This is a genomic window from Intrasporangium sp. (genome assembly GCF_035688975.1).
Taxonomy (GTDB): Bacteria; Actinomycetota; Actinomycetes; order Actinomycetales; family Dermatophilaceae; genus CALMNV01.
Genome location: NZ_DASSMH010000090.1, coordinates 20,451 through 42,142, shown reverse-complemented (window position 1 = coordinate 42,142; position 21,692 = coordinate 20,451). Strand labels below are relative to the sequence as shown.

General features: G+C 73.4%; 20 protein-coding genes. 9 read left to right on the top strand and 11 right to left on the bottom strand.

The annotated features are described in order from the left end of the window. Window positions 1-19 precede the first annotated feature (19 nt). From VFJ94_RS09765 to VFJ94_RS09745, 5 genes are all read right to left on the bottom strand, one after another. Complete coding sequence (locus VFJ94_RS09765) at window positions 20-430, bottom strand: ester cyclase (RefSeq protein ID WP_325004012.1); 411 nt, start codon at window positions 428-430, stop codon at window positions 20-22. A 147-nt stretch (window positions 431-577) separates the two neighbouring features. After that, window positions 578-1,852, bottom strand: coding sequence for a S1C family serine protease (locus tag VFJ94_RS09760; protein ID WP_325004011.1), 1,275 nt, complete (start codon window positions 1,850-1,852; stop codon window positions 578-580). Between the two features lie 67 nt (window positions 1,853-1,919). Then, the gene (locus VFJ94_RS09755; protein ID WP_325004010.1) at window positions 1,920-3,383 is read right to left on the bottom strand and encodes a HAMP domain-containing sensor histidine kinase; all 1,464 of its coding nucleotides are present in this window, start codon (window positions 3,381-3,383) and stop codon (window positions 1,920-1,922) included. Window positions 3,384-3,393: 10 nt separating this feature from the next. Beyond that, a complete protein-coding gene (locus VFJ94_RS09750; RefSeq protein ID WP_325004009.1) occupies window positions 3,394-4,110 on the bottom strand; it encodes a response regulator transcription factor in 717 nt (238 codons plus the stop codon). A gap of 191 nt (window positions 4,111-4,301) precedes the next feature. After that, entirely contained in the window at window positions 4,302-5,972 is a 1,671-nt protein-coding gene (locus VFJ94_RS09745; protein WP_325004008.1) for a DNA repair helicase XPB, read from the bottom strand. A gap of 126 nt (window positions 5,973-6,098) precedes the next feature. Here VFJ94_RS09745 and VFJ94_RS09740 point away from each other — a divergent pair, with 126 nt between their 5' ends. Then, window positions 6,099-7,031 carry a hydroxymethylglutaryl-CoA lyase gene (locus VFJ94_RS09740; RefSeq protein WP_325004007.1) on the top strand — a complete coding sequence of 311 codons (933 nt, stop codon included), beginning with the start codon at window positions 6,099-6,101 and terminating at the stop codon, window positions 7,029-7,031. A gap of 161 nt (window positions 7,032-7,192) precedes the next feature. Here the strand turns inward: VFJ94_RS09740 and VFJ94_RS09735 are convergent, their stop codons facing one another. Then, window positions 7,193-9,472, bottom strand: a complete 2,280-nt coding sequence (locus tag VFJ94_RS09735) for a helicase-associated domain-containing protein (RefSeq protein WP_325004006.1) — start codon at window positions 9,470-9,472, stop codon at window positions 7,193-7,195. A gap of 57 nt (window positions 9,473-9,529) precedes the next feature. On the opposite strand from VFJ94_RS09735, the gene VFJ94_RS09730 reads away from it, so the two are divergent. The 3 genes from VFJ94_RS09730 (at window position 9,530) to VFJ94_RS09720 (ending at window position 11,923) form a co-directional block, all read left to right on the top strand. Further along, window positions 9,530-10,492 carry an aldose 1-epimerase family protein gene (locus VFJ94_RS09730; RefSeq protein WP_325004005.1) on the top strand — a complete coding sequence of 321 codons (963 nt, stop codon included), beginning with the start codon at window positions 9,530-9,532 and terminating at the stop codon, window positions 10,490-10,492. A gap of 75 nt (window positions 10,493-10,567) precedes the next feature. Continuing rightward, the gene (locus tag VFJ94_RS09725) at window positions 10,568-10,963 is read left to right on the top strand and encodes a cold-shock protein (RefSeq protein WP_325004004.1); all 396 of its coding nucleotides are present in this window, start codon (window positions 10,568-10,570) and stop codon (window positions 10,961-10,963) included. 3 nt (window positions 10,964-10,966) lie between these two features. Continuing rightward, window positions 10,967-11,923: a DUF3027 domain-containing protein gene (locus VFJ94_RS09720; RefSeq protein WP_325004003.1), complete on the top strand. Its 957-nt coding sequence runs from the start codon at window positions 10,967-10,969 to the stop codon at window positions 11,921-11,923. Between the two features lie 30 nt (window positions 11,924-11,953). Here the strand turns inward: VFJ94_RS09720 and VFJ94_RS09715 are convergent, their stop codons facing one another. Next, window positions 11,954-12,205: a DUF2530 domain-containing protein gene (locus tag VFJ94_RS09715; RefSeq protein WP_325004002.1), complete on the bottom strand. Its 252-nt coding sequence runs from the start codon at window positions 12,203-12,205 to the stop codon at window positions 11,954-11,956. A gap of 72 nt (window positions 12,206-12,277) precedes the next feature. On the opposite strand from VFJ94_RS09715, the gene VFJ94_RS09710 reads away from it, so the two are divergent. The 3 genes from VFJ94_RS09710 to VFJ94_RS09700 all read left to right on the top strand — a co-directional run bounded on the left by VFJ94_RS09710 (window position 12,278) and on the right by VFJ94_RS09700 (window position 15,752). Next, window positions 12,278-13,783 (top strand): NCS2 family permease, encoded by a 1,506-nt coding sequence (locus VFJ94_RS09710; protein ID WP_325004001.1) that lies wholly within the window; start codon window positions 12,278-12,280, stop codon window positions 13,781-13,783. Between the two features lie 227 nt (window positions 13,784-14,010). After that, complete coding sequence (locus tag VFJ94_RS09705; RefSeq protein WP_325004000.1) at window positions 14,011-14,448, top strand: MarR family transcriptional regulator; 438 nt, start codon at window positions 14,011-14,013, stop codon at window positions 14,446-14,448. Further along, on the top strand, window positions 14,445-15,752 hold the full coding sequence (locus VFJ94_RS09700; protein ID WP_325003999.1) for an MFS transporter: 1,308 nt from the start codon (window positions 14,445-14,447) through the stop codon (window positions 15,750-15,752). The genes VFJ94_RS09705 and VFJ94_RS09700 overlap by 4 nt, the downstream gene beginning before the upstream one ends. A gap of 338 nt (window positions 15,753-16,090) precedes the next feature. Here the strand turns inward: VFJ94_RS09700 and serC are convergent, their stop codons facing one another. The 3 genes from serC to VFJ94_RS09685 form a co-directional block, all read right to left on the bottom strand. Then, window positions 16,091-17,233 carry a phosphoserine transaminase gene (gene serC / locus VFJ94_RS09695; protein WP_325003998.1) on the bottom strand — a complete coding sequence of 381 codons (1,143 nt, stop codon included), beginning with the start codon at window positions 17,231-17,233 and terminating at the stop codon, window positions 16,091-16,093. A gap of 236 nt (window positions 17,234-17,469) precedes the next feature. Further along, window positions 17,470-18,348: a type IV toxin-antitoxin system AbiEi family antitoxin domain-containing protein gene (locus VFJ94_RS09690; protein WP_325003997.1), complete on the bottom strand. Its 879-nt coding sequence runs from the start codon at window positions 18,346-18,348 to the stop codon at window positions 17,470-17,472. Between the two features lie 170 nt (window positions 18,349-18,518). Then, complete coding sequence (locus VFJ94_RS09685) at window positions 18,519-19,640, bottom strand: citrate synthase 2 (RefSeq protein ID WP_325003996.1); 1,122 nt, start codon at window positions 19,638-19,640, stop codon at window positions 18,519-18,521. 96 nt (window positions 19,641-19,736) lie between these two features. On the opposite strand from VFJ94_RS09685, the gene VFJ94_RS09680 reads away from it, so the two are divergent. Then, window positions 19,737-20,363, top strand: a complete 627-nt coding sequence (locus tag VFJ94_RS09680; protein ID WP_325003995.1) for a pentapeptide repeat-containing protein — start codon at window positions 19,737-19,739, stop codon at window positions 20,361-20,363. 64 nt (window positions 20,364-20,427) lie between these two features. On the opposite strand, the gene VFJ94_RS09675 is transcribed toward VFJ94_RS09680, so the two are convergent. After that, complete coding sequence (locus VFJ94_RS09675; RefSeq protein WP_325003994.1) at window positions 20,428-20,832, bottom strand: hypothetical protein; 405 nt, start codon at window positions 20,830-20,832, stop codon at window positions 20,428-20,430. A 117-nt stretch (window positions 20,833-20,949) separates the two neighbouring features. Between VFJ94_RS09675 and pdxH the strand changes: the two genes are divergently transcribed. Further along, complete coding sequence (pdxH, locus tag VFJ94_RS09670; RefSeq protein WP_325003993.1) at window positions 20,950-21,630, top strand: pyridoxamine 5'-phosphate oxidase; 681 nt, start codon at window positions 20,950-20,952, stop codon at window positions 21,628-21,630. The last annotated feature ends 62 nt before the right edge of the window (window positions 21,631-21,692 follow it).

The following is a 21,692-nucleotide window of genomic DNA, read 5'->3' as shown; positions in this document are numbered from 1 at the left end:
TAGATCCTCCCGCCTTGGGTCAGACGAGCCCGAGCTGGCGCAGCAGCGACAGGTTGTCCCCCAGGATCCAGCGTTCCACGGTGAGCCCCTCGTCGTTGAAGCGGCGGAAGTTCATGGCGTCCCAGCGCAGCACCTTGCCCGTCGGCCGCACGCCGTGCAGCATTCCGCGGTGCGTGCCGGTGTAGGTGAGCCGGGCGGCCAGGGTGTCGCCCTCCACGACGATCGCGTGCACGTCGGCGGAGAAGTCGGGCAGGGCCTCGCGCATCGACGCGAGGAACTCGTGGTGACCGGAGACCGTCGGCTCGAGGTGCTCCGGTAGGCCGTGGATGACGGCGTCGGGTGCGTAGCTCGCGAGATACCGCTCGAGGTCGCCGGCGTTGAACGCCTCGATGGCAGCGAGCGTGTTCTGCTTGTTCCGGTTCTCGTCCACGCCCTGAGTCTGGCGCACCGACGCTCGACGTGCGACCAATCAGGCCGATCGTGCTCGGGAAGCCTCGGCCGCCGAGGCCTCGCGGCGCGGTCGTGTCGGCAGCGGCAGCGGGTGGCTACGCCGCCGCTCCCGACTCGCGGCCCCCGGTCACGGCGTGGCGGTCGTCGTGGGCTTGACGGCCAGGGTCACCTCGACGTCCTGGCGGGTGCCGCCACGGACGAGCGTGATCTTGACCTTGCTGCCGGCCGTCCGCTCGCGGACCTGGGCGACGAGGGCGGTCGCGGAGTCGACGCGCTGGCCGTCGACGGCGATGATGACGTCGCCCTCCTTGATCCCCGCGGATGCCGCCGGCGTGCCGGACGAGACGGCGCTGACCTGGGCCCCCGCCCGCTTCGCGCTGCCGTCGGTCACGGTCGCGTCCCGCGTGCTCACCCCGAGGAAGGCGTGGTCGGCGTGGCCCTTGCTAATGAGCTGCGTCGCGATGGCCTTCGCCTCCGTGACGGGGATGGCGAAGCCGATGCCGATGTTGCCGCTCTGGCCGCCCAGTCCGCCGCCGAGCTGCGCGATGGAGCTGTTGATGCCGATGAGCTCGCCCTTGGCGTTGACGAGGGCCCCACCGGAGTTGCCCGGGTTGATCGCGGCCGAGGTCTGGATCGCGTTGGTGACGACGGTGTCGGAGGTGGCCTGGCCCCCGAAGGGCGACTGCCGCTCCTCGCTCGTGCTGGTGCTCACCGGCCGGTCGAGGGCACTGACGATGCCCGTCGTGACGGTGCCCGAGAGGCCGAGGGGGTTGCCCACCGCCATGACCGGTGCGCCGACGGTGAGGGCGTCGGAGCTGCCGAGCGTGATGGGCGTCAGGTCGGCCGGAGCGCCCTTGAGCTTGATCACCGCCAGGTCCGTCGAGGGGTCCGTGCCGACGATCGACGCGGCATACGACCGGCCGTCGGCGAGCGTCACGGTGAGCGAGCCGGAGGTGGCCCCGGCGACGACGTGGTTGTTGGTCAGCACGTGCCCCTGGGCGTCGAAGATCACGCCGGATCCGGCGCCGGAGCCCGACGCTGTCTCCATGTCGATCGAGACGACGCTGGGCGTGACCGCCTTGGCCACGGCCGACCAGTCGGGTGCCGAGCCGGTCGCCTGGACGACCACGGGTGAGCTGTTGCCCGGGGCGCTCGTTGTGGCCGCCACCGGGGTGGTCGTGCCCGCCGGCGCGGCCGTGCCGCGGCCCTGGCCCTGCGTCACGGCATACGTCCCTCCGCTGGCCAGCACGGCGGCGAGGAGCGCCACCCCCGTCGTCTCCGCGAGGCGACGACGCTCGCGAGGCGCCCGCCCGGGCGGCCCGGCCGGGTGGCTGGGCGGCGGTGCGGATGGGCCCTCGGTGGGCTGCGTCGCGGGGTACTGGCTGTCCGGTGCCAGGGTCATGGCTCCTCCTCGGTCCGTCTGTCCCGACCATCTCATGGCGGGCGGTTGTCCCGATCTTGTGGGATGTCTAGGAATGCGCTGTGGGTGGGTGCCCCGGCGTCGTCGGCAGCCGAACGACGAAGGTCGCCCCGCCGCCGGGCGTCTCGTCCACCTCCACCGTGCCGTCGTGAGCCTCGACGATGGCGGCGACGATCGCGAGGCCGAGACCGTTCCCGCCCCCGTGCCCGCGGCTGCGGGAGCTGTCCGCGCGGTAGAAGCGCTCGAAGACGACGCGCTTCGCGCGCTCGGGTATGCCGGGCCCGTGGTCACGGACATGCAGGGCCACGATGCCCGGCTCGACCGTCCCGACGAGGACCTCGACGGGCGTGCCCGGCGGGGTGTGCACGCGGGCGTTGGTGACGAGGTTGGTGACGACCTGGCGCAGCCCCCGCTCGTCGGCGTAGAGCTCGGTGGGCTGGATCGGGCCGTCGATGCCGGAGACGGTGAAGACCCGCGACGGGTCGATGGTGCGCGCGTCCTGGGCGGCGTCTGCCGCGAGCACCGCGAGGTCCACCGGCTGCAGCTCGACCGGCCGCTCGCCGTCGAGGCGGGCCAGGGTGAGCAGGTCCTCGACCAGTCCGCTCATCCGGTGGCTCTCGGCCTCGATGCGGCCCATGGCGCCGCCGACCGCGTCTCGGGACGGCAGGGCGCCCTGCCGGTAGAGCTCGGCATAGCCGGACACGGCGGCGAGGGGGGTGCGCAGCTCGTGCGAGGCGTCGGCGATGAAACGGCGCATCCGCGCCTCGTTGGCCTGCCGCACCGCGAAGGACTGCTCCACGCGCGCGAGCATGGCGTTGAGGGAGCGGGACAGGGAGGCGACCTCGTCATCGGTGCCAGGCTCCTGGACGCGCCGCGTCAGGTCGCCGGCGGCGATCGCGCGTGCCGTGTCCTCTATCTCCGTCAGCGGCCGGAAGGCGCGCCGGACGAGGTACCAGCCGAGCGCGGCGCAGGCGAGCAGGACGATCGCGCCGATCCCGGCGGCATACCAGAGGAAGCGGTCCACGGTGTCGTCGAGCTGGCGCAGCGGGAGCGCGACCACGAAGGTGGCCGAGCGGTCGGTGTTGGCAATGGCGAGCGCCAGCCAGTCGGTCCCGCCGCCGACCGAGCCGACGGTGAAGACCCGCTGCTGGGCGACGACCTCGTCTCCCGGCGCGAGGACGGGGATGGCAGCCCGGTCGCGCTCGGTGACGGCCTCGCCGAGGGAGAGTTGCTGCTCGGTGCGGGCGACGTTGACGCGCAGGGTGAAGCCCGTCGGCAGCAGCGCCCGTCCCTCCTCGAACTCGGACACCTGCAGCCGGGCGACGCTCGCGCCGTAGAGCCGCAGCTCCTGCTCCGCCTGCCCCAGCAGGTAGCGGTTGAGCAGCGCGCTCGTGGCGACCATCGAGAGGGCCAGCGCGACGAGGATGAGGGCGAGGGCCACCGCGAGCAGCCGCCAGCGCAGCGGCAGGGCCCGTAGCCGGCGCGGCAGCGAGCGCACCCTGACCCGGGACACGGGCACGCCGTCACGCGGACGGGGTGGGCGGCATGCGCAGCACGTAGCCCACCCCTCGCTTGGTGTGGATGAGCGGCGGGGAGTCCACGTCGACCTTGCGCCGCAGGTAGGAGATGTAGGACTCGACGATCCCCGACTCGCCGCGGAAGTCGTAGTCCCACACGTGGTCCAGGATCTGCACCTTGGACAGCACCCGGTTGGGGTTGAGCAGCAGGTAGCGCAGCAGCTTGAACTCGGTGGGGGACAGGTCGATGACCCGCCCGCCCCGGCGCACCTCGTGGGAGTCCTCGTTGAGCTCGAGGTCGGCGAAGGTGAGGATCGCGGCGTCGTCGGCCGGGCCGCGCGTGCGCCGGAGCACCGCGCGGATCCGGGCGATGACCTCGTCCAGGCTGAAGGGTTTGGTGACGTAGTCGTCGCCGCCCACGGTGAGGCCCTGGATCTTGTCGCCGACGGAGTCGCGCGCGGTGACGAAGACGATCGGCTGCTGCCGGCCGGAGCCGCGAAGCCGCCGGGTCACCTCGAACCCGTCGACGTCGGGCAGCATGACGTCGAGCACGATGAGGTCGGGGGAGGCCGTCTCGGCGGCGGTGAGGGCGGTGGCCCCGTCGGCCGCGGTCGTGACGTCGAAGCCGGCGAAGCGCAGGGACGTCGCGAGCAGCTCGCGGATGTTGGGCTCGTCCTCGACGATGAGCAGGCGCGCCTCCGGCGCGGCGGTCTGGCTGTCCACCCTGCCCAGTGTCGGGGTGTTTGCTGGGAGTTCGCTGTATGCCGCCCGTGTGTCCCGCCCCTCGTCGAGTGGCCACTTGCGCCCATCCCCGTCGAGTGGCCACTTGCGCACATCCCCCGTCGAGTGGCCACTTGCGCACATCCCCGTCGAGTGGCCACTTGCGCACATCCCCGTCGAGTGGCCAGTTCCGTTCAGCGGTGGTCGCTGGTCGGCAGGTCGTCGGCGTCCATAATGCGGTAGGCATAGCCCTGCTCGGCGAGGAAGCGCTGGCGGTGGGCCGCGAAGTCGGCGTCCAGGGTGTCCCGCGCGACGATGGTGTAGAAGTGCGCGGTGCGCCCGTCGCCCTTGGGCCGCAGCACCCGGCCGAGCCGCTGCGCCTCCTCCTGGCGAGAGCCGAAGGTGCCGGAGATCTGGATCGCCACGCTCGCCTCCGGCAGGTCGATCGAGAAGTTCGCGACCTTGCTCACGACGAGGGTGCTGATCTCCCCGGCCCGGAAGGCGTCGTAGAGCCGCTGGCGCTCCCGGACCGGCGTCTCACCCGTGATGACGTCGGACCCGAGCCGCTGGGCGACCTCGGCGAGCTGGTCGAGGTACTGCCCGATGACGAGGGTGGGCTCGCCCGTATGCCGGGCCGCGAGCCGGTCGATGACCGACAGCTTGGCGTCGGAGCACGAGGCGAGCCGGTAGCGCTCGTCGGGCTCGCTCACGGCATACGCCATCCGCTGGTCGTCGGGCAGGCCGACCCGGACCTCGACACAGTCGGCGGGCGCGATGTAGCCCTGGGCCTCGATGTCCTTCCACGGCGCGTCGAAGCGCTTCGGCCCGATGAGCGAGAAGACGTCGGCCTCGCGGCCGTCCTCGCGCACGAGCGTGGCGGTGAGGCCGAGGCGGCGCCGGGCCTGCAGGTCGGCCGTCATCCGGAAGATGGGCGCGGGCAGCAGGTGCACCTCGTCGTAGACGATGAGCCCCCAGTCGCGGGCGTCGAGCAGGTCCAAGTGGGCGTAGGCGCCCTTTCGCTTCGTCGTGAGCACCTGGTAGGTGGCGATGGTGACCGGCCGGATCTCCTTGCGGGCGCCGGAGTACTCGCCGATCTCGTCCTCGGTCAGCGACGTGCGGCGCAGCAGCTCGTCCTTCCACTGGCGGGCGCTCACGGTATTGGTCACGAGCACCAGGGTGGTGGCCTTGGCCGCGGCCATCGCGGCGGCGCCGACCAGCGTCTTGCCGGCGCCGCACGGCAGGACGACGACGCCCGATCCGCCGTGCCAGAAGCCGTCGACGGCCTGCTGCTGGTAGGGGCGCAGGTGCCAGTCGCGCTGGTCGAGCTCGATGGGGTGCGCCTCCCCGTCGACGTAGCCGGCGAGGTCCTCGGCCGGCCAGCCCAGCTTGAGCAGCTCCTGCTTGAGGGTGCCGCGCTCGCTGGGGTGCACCACGACGGCCAGGTCGTCGATCCGCTCGCCCGTGAGCGGCTTGACCTTCTTGTGGCGCAGCACCTCCTCGAGCACCGGCCGGTCGGTGGTGCGCAGCACGAGCCGCGTGCCGGTCGGGTCGTCGGCGAAGCCCTCCTTCTCGAGCGTGAGCCGCCCGTAGCGGTCCATGGTGTCCGCTACGTCCACCAGCAGGGCGTGCGGCACGGCATACCGGCTGTAGGTGAGGAGGGCGTCGACGACTGCCTCGGCGTCGTGTCCGGCGGCGCGGGCGTTCCACAGCCCCAGGGGGGTGACCCGGTAGGTGTGCACGTGCTCGGGGGCGCGCTCGAGCTCGGCGAAGGGCGCGATGGCGCGGCGCGCTGCCTCGGCGCGCTCGTGGTCCACCTCGAGCAGGAGGGTCTTGTCGCTCTGGACGATCAGGGGTCCGTCGTTCATCGTCTGATGACAACTCCCAGCCTGGGTCGAGGTATTCCGCGACCGGATGGCGTCGCGGAATACCTCGAACCGCGGCATCGAATGGCCCGGCCCGGCAGGCGCGCCCCCACCTGACAGGATGGGGTGATGCGGAGCCCACAGGTGGAGGCAGCGGGGGGGCTGCCGCGCGAGGTGACGGTCTACGAGGTGGGCCCGCGTGACGGCCTGCAGAACGAGAAGACGGTCGTGCCGGCGGCCACCAAGGTGGAGTTCATCCGGCGGCTCGAGGCGGCGGGACTCGGCTCGATCGAGACGACGTCCTTCGTCCCGGCCGCCTGGGTGCCCCAGATGGGGGACGCGGAGGAGGTGCTGGGGGCGCTGGGCCCGGCGGGCGTCGGCCGACGTCGGCCCGTCCTCGTGCCGAACCTGCGGGGGCTCGACCGGGCCGCCGCCCTGGGCGTGCAGGCGATCGCCGTCTTCGGCTCGGCCACCGAGAGCTTCGCGCAGCGCAACCTCAACCGCACCGTGGCCGAGTCGCTCGACATGTTCGCCCCGGTCGTCGAGCGGGCGCGGACGGAGGGGATGTGGGTGCGGGCCTATGTCTCGATGTGCTTCGGCGACCCTTGGGAGGGGCCCGTGCCGATCGCGCAGGTGGCCGACGTGGCCGAGCGGATGATGGACCTCGGCTGCGACGAGCTCAGCCTCGGCGACACGATCGGCGTCGGGACGACCGGCCACGTCCACGCGCTCCTCGAGACCCTCGGCAGGCGGGGGATCGGCCCCGAGCGGGTGGCCGTGCATTTCCACGACACCTACGGGCAGGCGCTGGCGAACACGATGGCGGCGCTGCGCGACGGCGTCACCGTCGTCGACGCGGCGGCCGGGGGCCTGGGCGGCTGTCCCTACGCGAAGTCGGCGACGGGCAACCTCGCGACCGAGGACCTGCTCTGGGCGCTGCACGGCGCCGGCGTCCGGACCGGCGTCGACCTCGAGGCCCTCGTCGCGGTGAGTGCGTGGATGGCCGGTCAGCTGGGTCGGCCCTCGCCCTCCCGGGTCGTCCGGGCGCTCACCGGCGCCTGACGTCCTGCGTCGGGCCGGGTGTGCACACGTGGCCACTCGACGTGGGGGAGCGTTGGGCCGGGTGTGCACAAGTGGCCACTCGACGGGAGGGGGTGCGCACACGTGGCCACTCGACGGGAGGGGAGGGGGGCCCGCCGGGTCGAGTGGCCAGTTCGGTGCGGTCAGGGCGTGTCCAGGGTGGCGCCGGTGATGCGGTGGACCGAGTAGGACCGCTCGTGGCCCGCGGCGTCGGTGGCCCACACCCTTCCAGCCTCGACGCGGCGCGGGTGGATGAGGTGCCGGGTCGTCGCGCCCAGGTGGTCGGTCACCCCGATCCACACGCCGTGCCGGTCCGCCGCGGCCTCGCGGAGCAGGGCGAGCGTCACGACGGGGTCGCTGGCCGGGATGCGTGGCCCAGGCCGGGCGTCCTCCTCGGCGCGACGTTCGGCGGCGCTCGCCTCGGCCGCGCGCAGCCCGGCGACGAGCTGCGCGGTGACCGTCTCGTCCACCGGCGACACGGTGGGCGGGGCCACCCTGCGCCGGCCGCCGGCACGTCGCCGGGGCGGCCCGGCGACGACGACCGACCCGTCCCGACCCTCGTGCACCGGCGCGAACCCGCCCTCGCGCAGGACGTCGACGAGCACCGCCGGCTCGGTCGGCGACACGAGCACGGTCGGCGCGATGCGACGCAGTTGGAGCATGGCGAGGTCACGCGAGGCCAGCATCGTGTCGAGGACCGCCTCGTCGTCGGACCGGACGTATGCCGCGACCGCGCCGACCCGGGTCTGGCCGTGTCGCCGCGCGACGTCGCGCACGAGGTAGTCCAGCGGCTGCGGCAACGGCGTGCGACTTGAGCGGCGCACGGTCTCGATGAGCTCCGCCGCGCTCCAGCCGGCGTCGAGCGCCCGGCGCACCGACTCGGGCGTGAACCGGTAGACCGTCGCGCCGCCCCGCGACTCGACGTCGGCGGCCAGCCGCAGAAAGGAGGACAGGCTGCCCTCGAGCGGCCCCGGCGCCACCGCGGTGAGGTCGGCCTGGACCAGGATGTGGTCGACCGGCGTCGGAAGGTGGGCCGACATCGCGGCGGCGAGCGCGTCGCGGTCCGCCCCTCGCCCCGCCGCGACGAGCACCCGCCCCGCGGCGGACAGCGCCCCCCGCCCCGTGACGCCGAGCCACTCGGCCTCCCGCAGCACCGCCTCCGCTGCGGTCGCGAGGACCGAGCCCGACCGCAGCGGCCGGCGCCAGAGCAGCCGCTCGGCCAGCTCGGCGGCCGCCACCGCCGTCCCCTCGGGCAGGCTGGCGAGCTCGGTCAGCACCTCCCCGCGGATCGCCCGGATCGCGGGCCATTGCACGTCCGGCCCGAGCGCGTTGGCGGCTGCGGACCCTGACGCGCGCCGGCCCACGAGGTGGGGGGCGCGGGTCGTCGTCAGCCATGCGGTGGCGAGCGTGGCCCAGCGGTGCCCCGCCTCCGACGTCGACCACTCGTCGACCTCGGACGTCGGCGCCCAGACCGGCACGACCTCGCCGTCGTCGCCGACGAGCCCGGCGGCATACGCCACCTCGGCGACGAAGGCGGCGTGGTCGCCGTCGAGCCCGAGCTGGTGCGCGAGGCGCCCCAGGTCCCGGACGGCCAGGCCGCCCGCGCGCAGCACGCGCGGCGGGTCCGTCCCCCACGCGGCGGCCAGCTCGTCGACCCGGCCCAGCAGGTCGCTCGCCTGGCCGCCGGCAGCGGCGTCGACCACCTCGCGCGGGACCTGGCGGGTGGCCAGGTCCCGCGGCCGCAGGTGGGTCTCGCGGTGCACCCGACCGCCGCGCAGGACGAGGCCGACCTCCCGCGGGAGCGCCACCCGGTCGGTGGACACGGGGACGAGGAGGTGATGGTCGAGCAGCCACCGCGCCGTCGTCGACCCCGGGCCGCCGCCGGGCAGCACGCCCACCGGAGGCCCCCAGGCCATCTTCGCGAGCAGGGCGCGGGACGCCTCGGGCGCGGCCTCGATGATGTCGCCGAGCGCGGCCGCGTCCTCGTGCGCCGCACCGGTCGAGCCGCGCAGCTCCCGCGCCGGTGGCCCGAGACCGGCGACGTGCGGGCCGAGCACCTCGGGGACCGTGCGCACGACGTGGTGACCCTCGGGGCCGCGCCAGAGCAGCCCCACGCGCCACAGGTCCTCGACGTATGCCGTGACGACGTCCTCCTCGTCGGCCGCGCCGAGCAGCTCGACCACCCGGCCCGGGTCGGGCTGCTCGCCCGCGACGACGAGCGCCTCCAGCACCTCGAGGTGGCCGCGGTCCAGCGACTCGACCGCGCGCTGCACGCTCGACCGGGTGCTGGCGCGGGCCGCGAGGCTGGTCAGGTCGGCCGGCGCCGGGCGCGCGAGGTCCGGTCGGGCGAGGACGAGCCGGCCGAGCTCCTCGTCGCTGCGGCCGCGGATGTCGTCGGCCAGGCTGCGGCTCGGGGTGCGCACCCGTCCACCGTAGTTGGCCCCACGAGGGGGTCGCGGCCGAGGCGATAGCGTCGCCCCATGACGTCCCTTCCCCCACCGGGCCCGATCCCGCCCACCGGCTCCCAGTGGACGATCGGCCTCGGTGACTCCGAGGCCACCGTCGTCGAGGTCGGCGGCGGCCTGCGCACGTTCACCGTCGGCGGGCGGGACGTCGTGGCCGGCTACGGGGCCCTCGACGCCTGCCGCTCCGGGCGCGGGCAGCAGCTCATGCCGTGGCCGAACCGGATCCGGGATGGCCGCTACACCTTCGGCGGCGCCGACCACCAGCTGCCGGTGACCGAGGTCCCCAAGCACAACGCGAGCCACGGGCTCGTCCGGTGGGCCCTGTGGGAGCTCGTCGAGCACGAGGAGTCCTCCGTCACGGTGGGCTACCGGCTCCACCCGCAGCCGGGCTGGGACCACCACCTCGACCTGCGCACGACGTACGTCCTCGACGGCTCCGGCCTCGTCGTCACGTCGGCTGCCCGCAACGTCGGCGCGACGACCGCGCCCTTCGGCTACGGCGCGCACCCCTACCTCTCGACCGGCGCCCACCGGGTCGACGACGCCGAGCTCACCGTCCCGGCCACCGCGTGGGTCGAGGTCGACGAGCGCAGCCTCCCGGTGGCGACCCACCCGGTGGACGGGACGGCCTACGACTTCCGGTCCCCGCGCGCCATCGGCGCGCAGGTGGTCGACACGGCATACACCGGCGTGCTTCGCGACCAGGACGGGATGTGGCGCACGACGCTGGTGCTGCCGGGGGGCGACTGGGCGACGCTGTGGGCCGACGCGGCGTTTCCATGGCTGCAGGTGTTCACCGGCGCGGCCCACCTCGGCAAGGACACGGGCGGTGTGGCCGTCGAGCCCATGACCTGTCCCGCCGACGCGTTCAACTCGGGCGACTCGCTGCTGATCCTCGAGCCGGGCGAGGAGTGGACCGGCACGTGGGGGGTCAGCGCGGGCACGGCTCCGCACGACCGGCTGGCGACCGCCGGATAGGCTGGGCGGACGCGGTCGGGACTCGGCCGTGCGGGGTGGGGGAGCCGCCCCCCGGCAACGAGCAAGAGGTGGACAGTGCCCACTGGCAAGGTCAAGTGGTACGACGAGGAGAAGGGCTTCGGCTTCCTCTCCGACGACGACGGCGGCGACGTCTTCGTCCACGCCAACGCGCTCCCCGCGGGGGTCAAGACGCTGAAGAACGGCGCACGCGTCGAGTTCGGCATCGTCGAGGGACGCCGCGGCGCCCAGGCCCTGTCGGTCAAGCTCCTCGAGCCGGCGCCGTCCGTGTCCGCCAACCGGCGCGAGCGCGACCGCAAGCCGGCCGAGGACATGGTCGTCATCATCGAGGACGTGATGCAGCTGCTCGACCAGGTCAGCTCCGGTCTGCGCAAGGGGCACTACCCGGACAAGAAGGTCGCGACCCGGGTCGCCACCGTGCTGCGCGCCGTAGCCGCCGACCTGGAGGCCTGAGCCGTGTCCGCCGCCACCGCCGTCAAGGACGACGCCGTCCTCCTCGCGGCCGCCGACCTCGCCCGCGAGGTCCTCACGGGCATCGCGGAGCCCGGCACCGTGGGCGCCCATCTCGGGATGGACATGCTCGGCGAGCGCCTCGCCATGCACTGGTTCGAGTGCACCTCGCCCGGCTACGTCGGCTGGCGGTGGGGCGCAAGCGTCGCCCGCGTGCCGCGCGGCAAGGTCGCGACGGTCTGCGAGACCAACCTGCTCCCCGGTCCCGACGCGGTGCTGGCGCCCGAGTGGCTGCCGTATGCCGAGCGGCTGGCTCCGGGGGACCTCGGCCCCGGCGACGTGCTGCCCTACAAGGCGGACGACCCCTACCTCGAGGCGGGCTTCGAGGCCACGGGCGACGAGGAGGTGGACCAGCTCGCGATCTTCGAGCTGGGGCTCGGCCGGCCCCGCGTGCTGTCCGCGCTCGGGCGGGAGGCGGCCGCGACGCGGTGGTATGCCGGTGAGAGCGGTCCCCTCTCGGACGTGGCCGTCAAGGCGAGCGCGCAGTGCTCGACGTGCGGCTACTTCCTGCCGTTGCCCGGCGCGCTGCGCGCCGTCTTCGGTGTGTGCGCCAACGAGTGGTCGCCCTCCGACAGCCGCGTCGTCTCGCTCGACCATGGCTGCGGTGCCCACTCGGAGACCGACGTGTCCCCGCCTCCCGGTCAAGGCGGACCGCAGCCGGTCATGGACGAGCTCGCCGTCGACCTCGAGCCCGCCCTCAGCGCCAGCGCCGAAGGCCCGGGACCGTCCGGGGATGCCGAGGCCGCCGAGGACCCCGGGGAGGCGGTGGCCGAGCCCGACGTGGCCGCGGCGACCAGCAGCACGGCCGAGGACGAGCAGTCCCGGGCCGGCACCGGCGAGCCTGGCACCGACGAGCCCGGCACCGACGAGCCCGGCACCGGCGGGCCCGTCGACGCGGACTGAGCCCGGCGGCATACTGCCGGGTCGGCGGCCTCAGGCGTCTGCGGCGTTTCCGCGACCGCGCCGCAGGTAGAGCCAGCCGATGCCGCCGAGGACGACGCCGGCCACGCAGCACCACGGCCACCAGTCTCGGGGGCCCTCGTGCAGCGGTGGGACGACCAGCGTGACGACGAGCGCGGCGGCCCAGGCCAGCATGCCGATCTCGACGATGCGCAGCATCGGCACGTGCACGGGCGTGACGTCGTCCGGCAGCTCCGGCGGCGCAGGCGTCTGCTCGTGGGCCACGGCTCCACCCTAGCTGCCCGCAGCGCGGCGGCCGGGCGCCAGGGGACCCCGGCGCCCACTACCCTCGTGCGCATGTCCACCCCCAGCTCCACCACCACGCGACCGGCGTCAACCGGGCTCGACCGCTTCTTCAGGATCTCCGAGCGTGGCTCCACGGTGGCCCGCGAGGTCCGGGGTGGCGTCGTCACGTTCTTCACGATGGTCTACATCGTCGTGCTCAACCCCATCATCCTGTCCGGCATCAAGGACGGCTCCGGCACCTTCATCGGCGGGGTGACCGACCTCAACGAGAGCAAGCTGCTCGTCGCCGTGGGGACGGCCGTCATCGCCGGCGTCATGTCGATCCTCATGGGCGTCGTGGCCAACTTCCCCATCGCGCTCGCGGCGGGCCTCGGGATCAACGGCCTCATCGCGAGCATGGTGCTCACGCACGCGACGGCGGAGAGGATCACCTTCGCCGACCTCATGGGCCTCGTCGTCATCGAGGGCCTGATCATCACCGTGCTCGTCATGACCGGCTTCCGCAAGGCGGTCTTCCGGGCCATCCCGCCGCCGCTCAAGGTCGCCATCTCGGTGGGCATCGGCCTGTTCATCGCCTTCATCGGCGTCATCGACGCCGGCTTCGCCCGGCGCCCGTCCTCGCCCGGATCGGTGCCGAGCGAGCTCGGGATCGGCGGCAACCTCAACGGATGGCCGACGCTGGTCTTCGTCGTCGGCGTCTTCCTCATCGCGGTGCTGCTCATCCGTCGGGTCAAGGGCGCCATCCTCATCGGTATCGCCGCCGCGACGGCCCTCGCGATGGTGCTCGAGGCGGTCTTCCAGATCGGGCCGCGGGTCTACACGGACAAGGGGCTGCAGAACCCCGAGGCGTGGAGCCTCACCGTGCCCAAGCTGCCCGACTCCATCACGAACACCCCCGACCTCGGGATCCTCGGCCAGTTCAGCCTGCTGGGCTCCTTCGGCAAGCTCGGCCTCGTCACCGCGGTCATGTTCGTCTTCTCGCTCCTGCTCGCCGACTTCTTCGACACGATGGGCACGATCGTGGCGATCGGCGGCGAGGCGGGGCTGCTCGACCAGGAGGGCAACCCGCCCAACACCGAGCGCATCCTCATCGTCGACTCCCTCGCGGCGGTTGCCGGCGGCGCCGGCGGCGTGAGCAGCAACACGTCCTACATCGAGTCGGCCTCGGGTGTCGGCGAGGGCGCGCGGACCGGCCTGGCGTCGATCGTCACCGGTGTCCTCTTCCTGCTGGCCACCTTCCTCGCGCCCCTCTTCGCGATCGTGCCGTCGGAGGCCGCCGCCCCCGCCCTCGTCATCGTCGGATTCCTGATGATGCAGCAGGTGACGAACGTCGACTGGAGCGACCTCGAGGTCGGCATCCCGGCCTTCCTCACGATCATCCTCATGCCGTTCACGTACAACATCACCGTCGGCATCGGCGCCGGCTTCATCGCCTGGGTCCTCGTGCGGATCGCGAAGGGCCACGCGGCGCGGATCCACCCGCTGCTCTGGGCGGTCTCGGGGCTCTTCGTCGTCTACTTCGTCAAGGCGCCACTGGAGCAGCTGCTCACCCGCTGATGTCCCGCACCTGACGCGTTCGTCGTCATTGCCGTATGCCGGCCCGCTCCCGTCAGGGGGCGGGCCGGCCGTCGTCCAGGGCCCCCCGGGCTGCCGCCGGGGCCGCCGGGGCCGCCCGGGCTGCCGCCGGGGCCGCCGCCTGGGGGGAACAGCCAGCCGCCTGACGATCGTTACCCAAGGTAATGAGTTATGCTAATCGTCCCAGCCCCGCTCTTCCGAGGACCGACATGGACACCACGCCGCTCACCCGCACCGAGCTCGTCCGGCTCTCCAGCGACCTCCGGCTGGCCTGCATGCGGATCTCGCGCCGGGTGCGCTTCGAGTCCGACCGCGAGCTCACCCCGAGCCAGTTCTCGGTCCTCGCCCGGCTCGAGCAGGCGCCGCTCACCAACCGCGAGCTCGCCGACATCGAGCGCGTCTCCGCGCCGAGCATGATCCGCACCACCAGTGGCCTCGTCACCGACGGCTACGTCGCGCGGTCCGACGACCCGAAGGACCGCCGGCAGGTGATCCTGTCGCTGACCCCCGAGGGCCGCCGGGCCCTGGGGCGCATCCGCCGGCACCGCGACGAGTGGATGCTCACCCGCTTCGAGCACCTCAGCGAGGACGAGCTCGCCGTGCTCTCCCGGGCCCGCGAGGTGCTCGCGAAGGTCGCCAGCGAATGAGCCCGACCTTCCACTCCCTCGGCATCCGCAACTACCGCATCTACGCCTCCGGCGGCCTCGTCTCCAACATCGGCACGTGGATGGGCCGCGTCGCCCAGGACTGGCTCGTCCTCACGGTCCTCACCGACCACTCCGCGACCGCCCTGGGCACGGTGACCGGGCTGCAGTTCCTGCCCTTCCTCCTCCTCGCGCCGTGGGCCGGCATGCTCGTCGACCGCTACTCGAAGCGTCGCCTCCTCGTCGGCACCCAGACCGCGCTGCTCCTCACCGCCCTCGCGCTCGCGCTGCTCACGGCATACGGCGCCGTGCAGCTCTGGCACGTCTACGCACTCGCCCTGCTCCAGGGCGTCGCGACAGCACTCGACAACCCGGCGCGCCAGACCTTCGTCTCCGAGATGGTCGACCGCGACCACCTGCCCAACGCGGTCGCCCTGAACAGCGCGTCCTTCAACCTCGGGCGGGTCATCGGCCCGGCGGTCGCGGGCCTCGTCATCGCGCGGCTCGGGCTGGCGCCGGCCCTGTTCGTCAACGCGGCCAGCTTCCTCTTCGTGCTCGCCGCGCTCGCCCGGATGGACGCCACGAGGCTGACGCCCGCGCCGCGCGCCCGCGGGAAGGGCCAGATCCGGCAGGGGCTGCGCTACGTCAAGGGCCGCCCCGACATCGTCCTCATCCTCTTCCTCGTCTTCGTGCTCGGCACCTTCGGCATGAACTTCCAGCTGACGATGGCGCTCATGGCGACCACGGTCTTCGACAAGGGCCCGGGGGAGTACGGCGCCCTCGGCTCGATCATGGCGGTCGGCTCGCTCACCGCGGCGCTTTTGTCGGCCAGGCGGGCCCGGCCCCGGCTGCGGGTGCTGCTCCTCGCCCTGGCCGGCTTCACGGTCTCGACCGCGGTCCTGTCGCTGGCGCCCAGCTACGTGCTCTTCGCGGTCCTCCTCGTCCCCACCGGGCTCGCGGCCCTGACCGCCCTGACGACCGCCAACGCCATGGTCCAGGTGTCGGTCGAGCCGGTCATGCGGGGCCGGGTGATGGCGCTCTACATGGCGATCTTCATGGGTGGCGCTCCACTCGGGTCGCCGCTCATCGGGTGGGTGGGCGACGCGTTCGGCGCCCGGTGGACGATCGCGATCGGCACCATCATGGTGGGCCTCAGCCTGGGGCTGGTGGCCCTGTGGTTCGCCCGGCACGACAATGTGCGGGTGAGCCTCACCCTGCGCCGCCGCCCGCGAGTGCGCCTGAGCCTGGCGGGCGAGGAGCGTGCGCTGTTCTCGGACGTGCGCCTCGAGCGCGAGGCGAGCACGTGAACTTCAACTTCCGCCACCGCCTGACGCTCGCGGCGCTCGGCCTGCTGCTCCTCATCGCCGTGGTCGCCTCGGTCGTCCGGCGCTGAGCCGGCCCGGCGGGCCCGGGCCGCCGCCCACGCCGGGGCCGCCCGTCGCCCGTCGGAGGCGGCCGTCGCGGCACGGCATACGGCCCGGTCAGCCGAGCCTGTTCTCGTCTGAGCCGAATCGGCGCTCCGGTCCTCCTTCGCTGGCGCTCGGTCGATCCTCGCGCCTTGGCTCAGCCGCGCCTGTTCTCGTCTGAGCCGAATCGGCGCTCCGGTCCTCCCTCGCTGGCGCTCGGTCGATCCTCGCGCCTTGGCTCAGCCGAGAGCGGACACCACGTGGTCGACGCAGGCGGTCAGCCGCGAGACGTCGTCGGGCTCGACGGCCGGGAACATCGCCACCCGCAGCTGGTTGCGGCCGAGCTTGCGGTAGGGCTCGACGTCGACGACCCCGTTGGCGCGCAGCACCTTGGCGACGGCGGCCGCGTCGATGGCGTCGTCGAGGTCGATGGTGCCGACGACCCGCGAGCGGGCGGCCGGGTCGGTGACATAGGGCGTGGTGTATGCCGTCTGCTCGGCCCACGCGTAGAGCCGGTCGCTCGAGTCCTTGGTGCGGGCCGTGGCCCAGTCGAGACCACCCTGACCGTTCAGCCAGCGCAGCTGGGCCGCGAGGAGGGCGAGCGTGGCAACCGCCGGCGTGTTGTAGGTCTGGTCCTTGCGGCTGTTGTCGATCGCCGTCGGCAGGCTGAAGAAGTCGGGGACCCAGCGGCCGGTCGCGGCGACCTCGTCGACGCGGGCGAGGGCTGCGGGCGAGAAGGCCGCGAGCCACAGGCCGCCGTCGGAGGCGAAGCACTTCTGCGGCGCGAAGTAGTAGACGTCGGTCTGCGTGATGTCGACGGGCAGCCCGCCGGCGCCGGAGGTGGCGTCGATGAGCACGAGCGCGTCCTCGTCGGCGCCGTCGACGCGCTGGACCGGGGCCATGACGCCCGTGGAGGTCTCGTTGTGCGGCCAGGCGTAGACGTCGACGCCGGCCTCCGCGTGGGGCGTGGCGAGAGTGCCCGGGTCGGCCTTGACGATCGAGGACGCGCCGAGGAAGGGCGCCTTGTCGGTGACGCTGGCGAACTTGCTGGAGAACTCGCCGAAGGACAGGTGCTGGGCACGATCACGCACGAGCCCGAAGGCGGCGATGTCCCAGAAGGCCGTCGAGCCGCCGTTGCCGAGCACGATCTCGTAGCCCTCGGGCAGGCTGAACAGCTGCGCCAGCCCCTCGCGGACCTCGCGGACGAGCTGCTTCACCGGAGCCTGGCGGTGGCTCGTGCCGAGCACGGTGCGCGCGATGGACGCGAGGTAGTCCACCTGCTCACCGCGGACCTTCGAGGGCCCCGAGCCGAACCTGCCGTCCGAGGGCAGCAGGTCGTCCGGGATGGTGATGGGCTGGGTGACGGCGGGGGCATCGGTCACGAGTGGTTCACCTCGGGGTGCGCGTGGCGGGCGGTCGGAGAGGTGGCGACGTTGGTCACCGCGACCCATTGAACCCCACCGTCCACGTCCCGGACACGAGGGCTCGGGTGGTGGACGGCGCTGGCCGCCGCCCACGCGCGCATCTTCGTCGCACGACGGCATACTGCAGCGTGCTCCCGTGCCCGGCAGGTGCTCGCGTGCGGCCGAGATGCTCCCGTATGCCGCCCAGGCCGCCCTCAGGTGCACCGGGTCAGTCGGATCGCCTCCTTGACCCGCCGGTCGATGAGGTCCAGCCGGTGCAGCTCGGCCCACACGAACCGGGCGAAGCCCCAGCCGCGGCCCCTGATGGCGTCCTCGCGCCGCTTCTCCGCGAACAGCGCCCGCCTGTCCGCGTACTTCACCTCGCCGTCGAACTCAGCGAGCACGCGGGTCCCCACGATGCCGAAGTCGGCCCGGTAGGCCGTCCCGTCCACGGTCACCGTGAACTGCGGCACCAGCCGGTATCCCAGACGCCGCAGCGCGTGGCCGAGGAGCGACTCGCCCGGCGACTCGATCCGGGCGTCTGCCTCCGTGAGGATCTGGCGCACCGGCCCGATCGACTCGTGGGTCGCGAAGCGGGCGGTCGCGCGGGTGAGGTCGTGGGGCTGGAGCAGTCCCCGGTGTAGGGCGTCGTCGGCGGCGACGAGCGCATCGAGCGGCGAGTTGGCCATTCCGCTCTGGACGATGGCTTCGGCGAGGGGCACGGTCGGACCGATCGGAAGGCCGGGCACTGCCTGGTGCAGCGCCAGGCCGGGCCGACGCCGCGAGAGCCGATCGCCCAACCGAGTGAGGTGGACCGTCGCCAGGTCCGGCCGCAGGAGCGCGGAGCCCAGCAGAGCGAGCGCCGAGTGGTGGCTCGGCACGGCCCGTCCTGCGAACTGGCGCCGCAGGGCCTCGGTGCGCAGCAGGTGGTGGTCACGGTCGTCGACCGGTGGGCGCACGGCATACCAGCCGCGGTCGAGGGGGTGCAGCTCTCGGCGCGCGACCATGCGGCGCAACAGCCCGGGGTCGATGCCCGCGGCCCGCGCCTCGGCCGTGGAGAAGACGTCACCGCGCGCCCAGCTGCGGATGTCCATGACCCATCGTCGCCGGAACGGCCTCCCGCCCGCCTGGCCCCTGTGGACAACCGCACACGCGCGCACCTTGTCGGCACGCCGCTATCCCGCAGGATGAGCCGGTGCCGATACGGTGCGCGCGTGCCGCGCCCGCGCGCCCGTCGCGTGCCGCGCCCGCGCGCCCGTCGGTGTCAGGACGCGATCTCGGGGCTCCAGCCGTCGACGTCCTCCGGACGGCGCGGCCCCGGGCCGACGTAGCGCGACGACGGGCGGATGAGCCGCCCGGTGAGCTTCTGCTCGAGGATGTGCGCCGACCAGCCGGCGGTGCGCGCGCACGTGAACATCGGGGTGAACATCGAGGGGGGCACCTCGGCGAAGTCGAGGATGACCGCCGCCCAGAACTCGACGTTGGTGGCGAGCACGCGGTCGGGGCGCCGGGCGTGCAGCTCCTCGAGGGCGGCCTTCTCCAGCGCCGCGGCGGCCTCGAAGCGCGGCGCGCCGAGCCGCTGGCAGGCCGCGCGCAGGACCCTCGCGCGCGGGTCCTCCGCGCGGTAGACGCGGTGCCCGAAGCCCATGAGCCGGCCGCCTTCGTCGAGCACCCGACGGACGTATGCCGTCGCGTCCCCCGTCTGCTCCACCCCGTCGAGCATGTGCAGCACCCGCGAGGGGGCGCCGCCGTGGAGCGGCCCCGACATCGCCCCGACCGCCCCGGAGAGCGCCGCGGCCACGTCCGCCCCGGTCGAGGTGATGACCCGGGCGGTGAAGGTCGAGGCGTTCATGCCGTGCTCGGCGGCCGAGACCCAGTAGGCGTCGACGGCCTCGACGTGCCGTGGGTCGGGCTCCCCGCGCCACCGGATCATGAAGCGCTCGGTGATCGTCCTGGCCTTGTCGACCTCCGCCTGCGGCACCATCGGCTTGTCGAGGCCGCGCGCCGACTGCCCGACGAAGGACAGCGCCATGACTGCGGCCCGGGCGAGGTTGTCGCGCACTTCCGCCGGCTCGATGTCAAGGGTGGGCTTGAGCCCCCACGCCGGGGCGAGCATGGCGAGCGCGGACTGGACGTCGACCCGCACGTCACCGGAGTGGACCGGCAGCGGGTAGGGCTCGGCCGGCGGCAGGCCGGGGGCGAACCGGTTGTCGACGAGCAGGCCCCAGACGTGCCCGAACGAGACGTGGCCGACGAGGTCCTCGATGTCGACGCCGCGGTAGCGCAGCGCACCACCCTCCTTGTCGGGCTCGGCGATCGTCGACTCGAAGGCGATGACGCCCTCGAGGCCGGGCTTGAAGTCAGGGTCAGGCGAGGTCGTGGTCATGGGCGTCCTCCGTCTCGGCGGTGGCGTCCACCGCGGTCTGGGCCAGCGGGCGGCGGGGTCGCACCTGCGTGTCCGGCTGGCTGCAAGACTCACCGTATGCCGTCGCCTGCAGACCAGCGCCCCTTTCCCGCGGGTGCGTTCGAGGGGCGAGACCTGGACCTCGACGGCTACCACTTCGAGGGCACGGACTTCACGGGCGCCCACGCCGAGGGGCTGGCCTTCCTCGAGTGCAGCCTGGTCGGCTGCGCCCTCGACGGGGCAGCGCTCGACGGGTCACGCTGGTCCGAATGCGGCTGGGACCGCGTCCACGGCGTCGGGGTCTCGCTGGCGCAGGCCACGCTCGTCGAGACGCGCATCGAGGACAGCCGTCTGGCAGCGGTGAGCGCGTGGGGGTCCAGCTGGCGGGGGGTGACGGTGCGAGGAGGCAAGGTTGACTGGCTCAACCTTCGCGGTGCCACGCTTCGCGACGTCAGCTTCCTCGACTGCGTCATCACCGAGCTGGACGCCCAGGAGGCCACCCTGGAGCGGGTGACCTTCGAGGGCTGCCGGCTCGTGGCGCCGGAGTTCGGCCGGGGCCGGTATGCCGGTGTCGACCTATCGGGCGCCGAGCTGTGCGCCCCCCAGGGCCTGGCGGCGCTCCGGGGGGCGACGCTGGGCCGGGGGCAGCTGCTCGGCCTGGCCGAGGAGCTGGCCCTCGAGCTCGGCATCTCCGTCGCCGACTGAGCCGGCTCGGTCGCCGTCTTCCGTCGGCCGTGCCGGCCACGCGGCCCGGCGCACGCCCCGCAGCTCAGTTGATCGAGCCGGGGCCGCCGCGGCGCAGGGCGGAGGTGGCGGCATCGCGGACCCGGTCCTTGGCGGCGATGGGCTGGCCGGGACGGATGCGCTTGGTCAGGTCGGCTCCCCGCAGCAACGTCGACAAGGGGACGTCGATCGCGGGATAGACCGTCACGGCGGTGTCGCCGCTGAAGACCAGCCAGAGGGACTGGTCGCCTGAGTAGACCTTGAGGATGCTGCCGTCCGAGAGGGACGAGGCGTGGTCGTGCGCCTGCTTGCGCGCCCGTTCGCTCGCCATGACCTTGCGCGCGGCCTCCTTCGCCGGCTCCCGCAGCGCCTTGGTCGCCACCCACACCTGCGGGCCGTACTTCGTGCCGAGCTTGATGACCGTGCCGATGGCCTTCGCCCTGCCTGCCATGTGCGCTCCTCGGTTCCACGGTGCTGGCCGGGCGCCACGGCGGCCAGCGTCGACGTCGCACCCACCCTAGCCCGACGCCATCCGGGGCGGCGGCGCCCACGAACCTAGGCTGGGCTCGTGAACCGCATCTCCAGGACCGACTACGTGGGCGACGGGCTGCTCGAGGCCGACGTCCTGCCCTCGCCCTTCCTCCAGGCGCGCGCTTGGCTCGACGACGCCCTCGCCTGCGCGGCGACGGGCAGTGACGTGCCGGAGCCGACCGCCCTCAGCGTCGCGACCGTCGACGCCCACGGTGCTCCGAACGTGCGCACGGTGCTGATGCGGTTCTTCGACGAGCGCGGCCCCGGGTTCGTCACCAACCTCGAGTCGGCCAAGAGCCTGGAGCTGCGGGGCAATCCCCGGGTCGCCGCCAGCCTCGGCTGGCCGGCGCTCTACCGTGCGGTCCGCTTCCGGGGCGTCGCCGAGCTGCTGGGCCGGGACGAGGTGGAGGCCTACTTCAGCACCCGGCCCTACGGCTCGCGGCTCTCGGCCTGGGCGTCGGAGCAGTCGCGTCCGGCCCGGGACCGGGCCGAGATAGAGGCCAGGTGGCAGGAGGCCCTCGCCCGCTTCCCGGACCGGGGCCTCGCCCACGACGTGCCGGTGCCGGACTTCTGGGGCGGCTGGCGGATCGTGTGCGACGAGGTCGAGTTCTGGGCCGGCCGGGCCAACCGGCTGCATGACCGCATCGTGTTCACGAGGTCGGGGGAGGGCGACCTCGGCACCGCGCAGGCGTGGATCCGCAGCCGACGACAGCCCTGAGGACGGGAACAGGGCAGCCCGGCCGATGCCGGACTGCCCCGTTTCGTTCCTGGTGTGGAGGA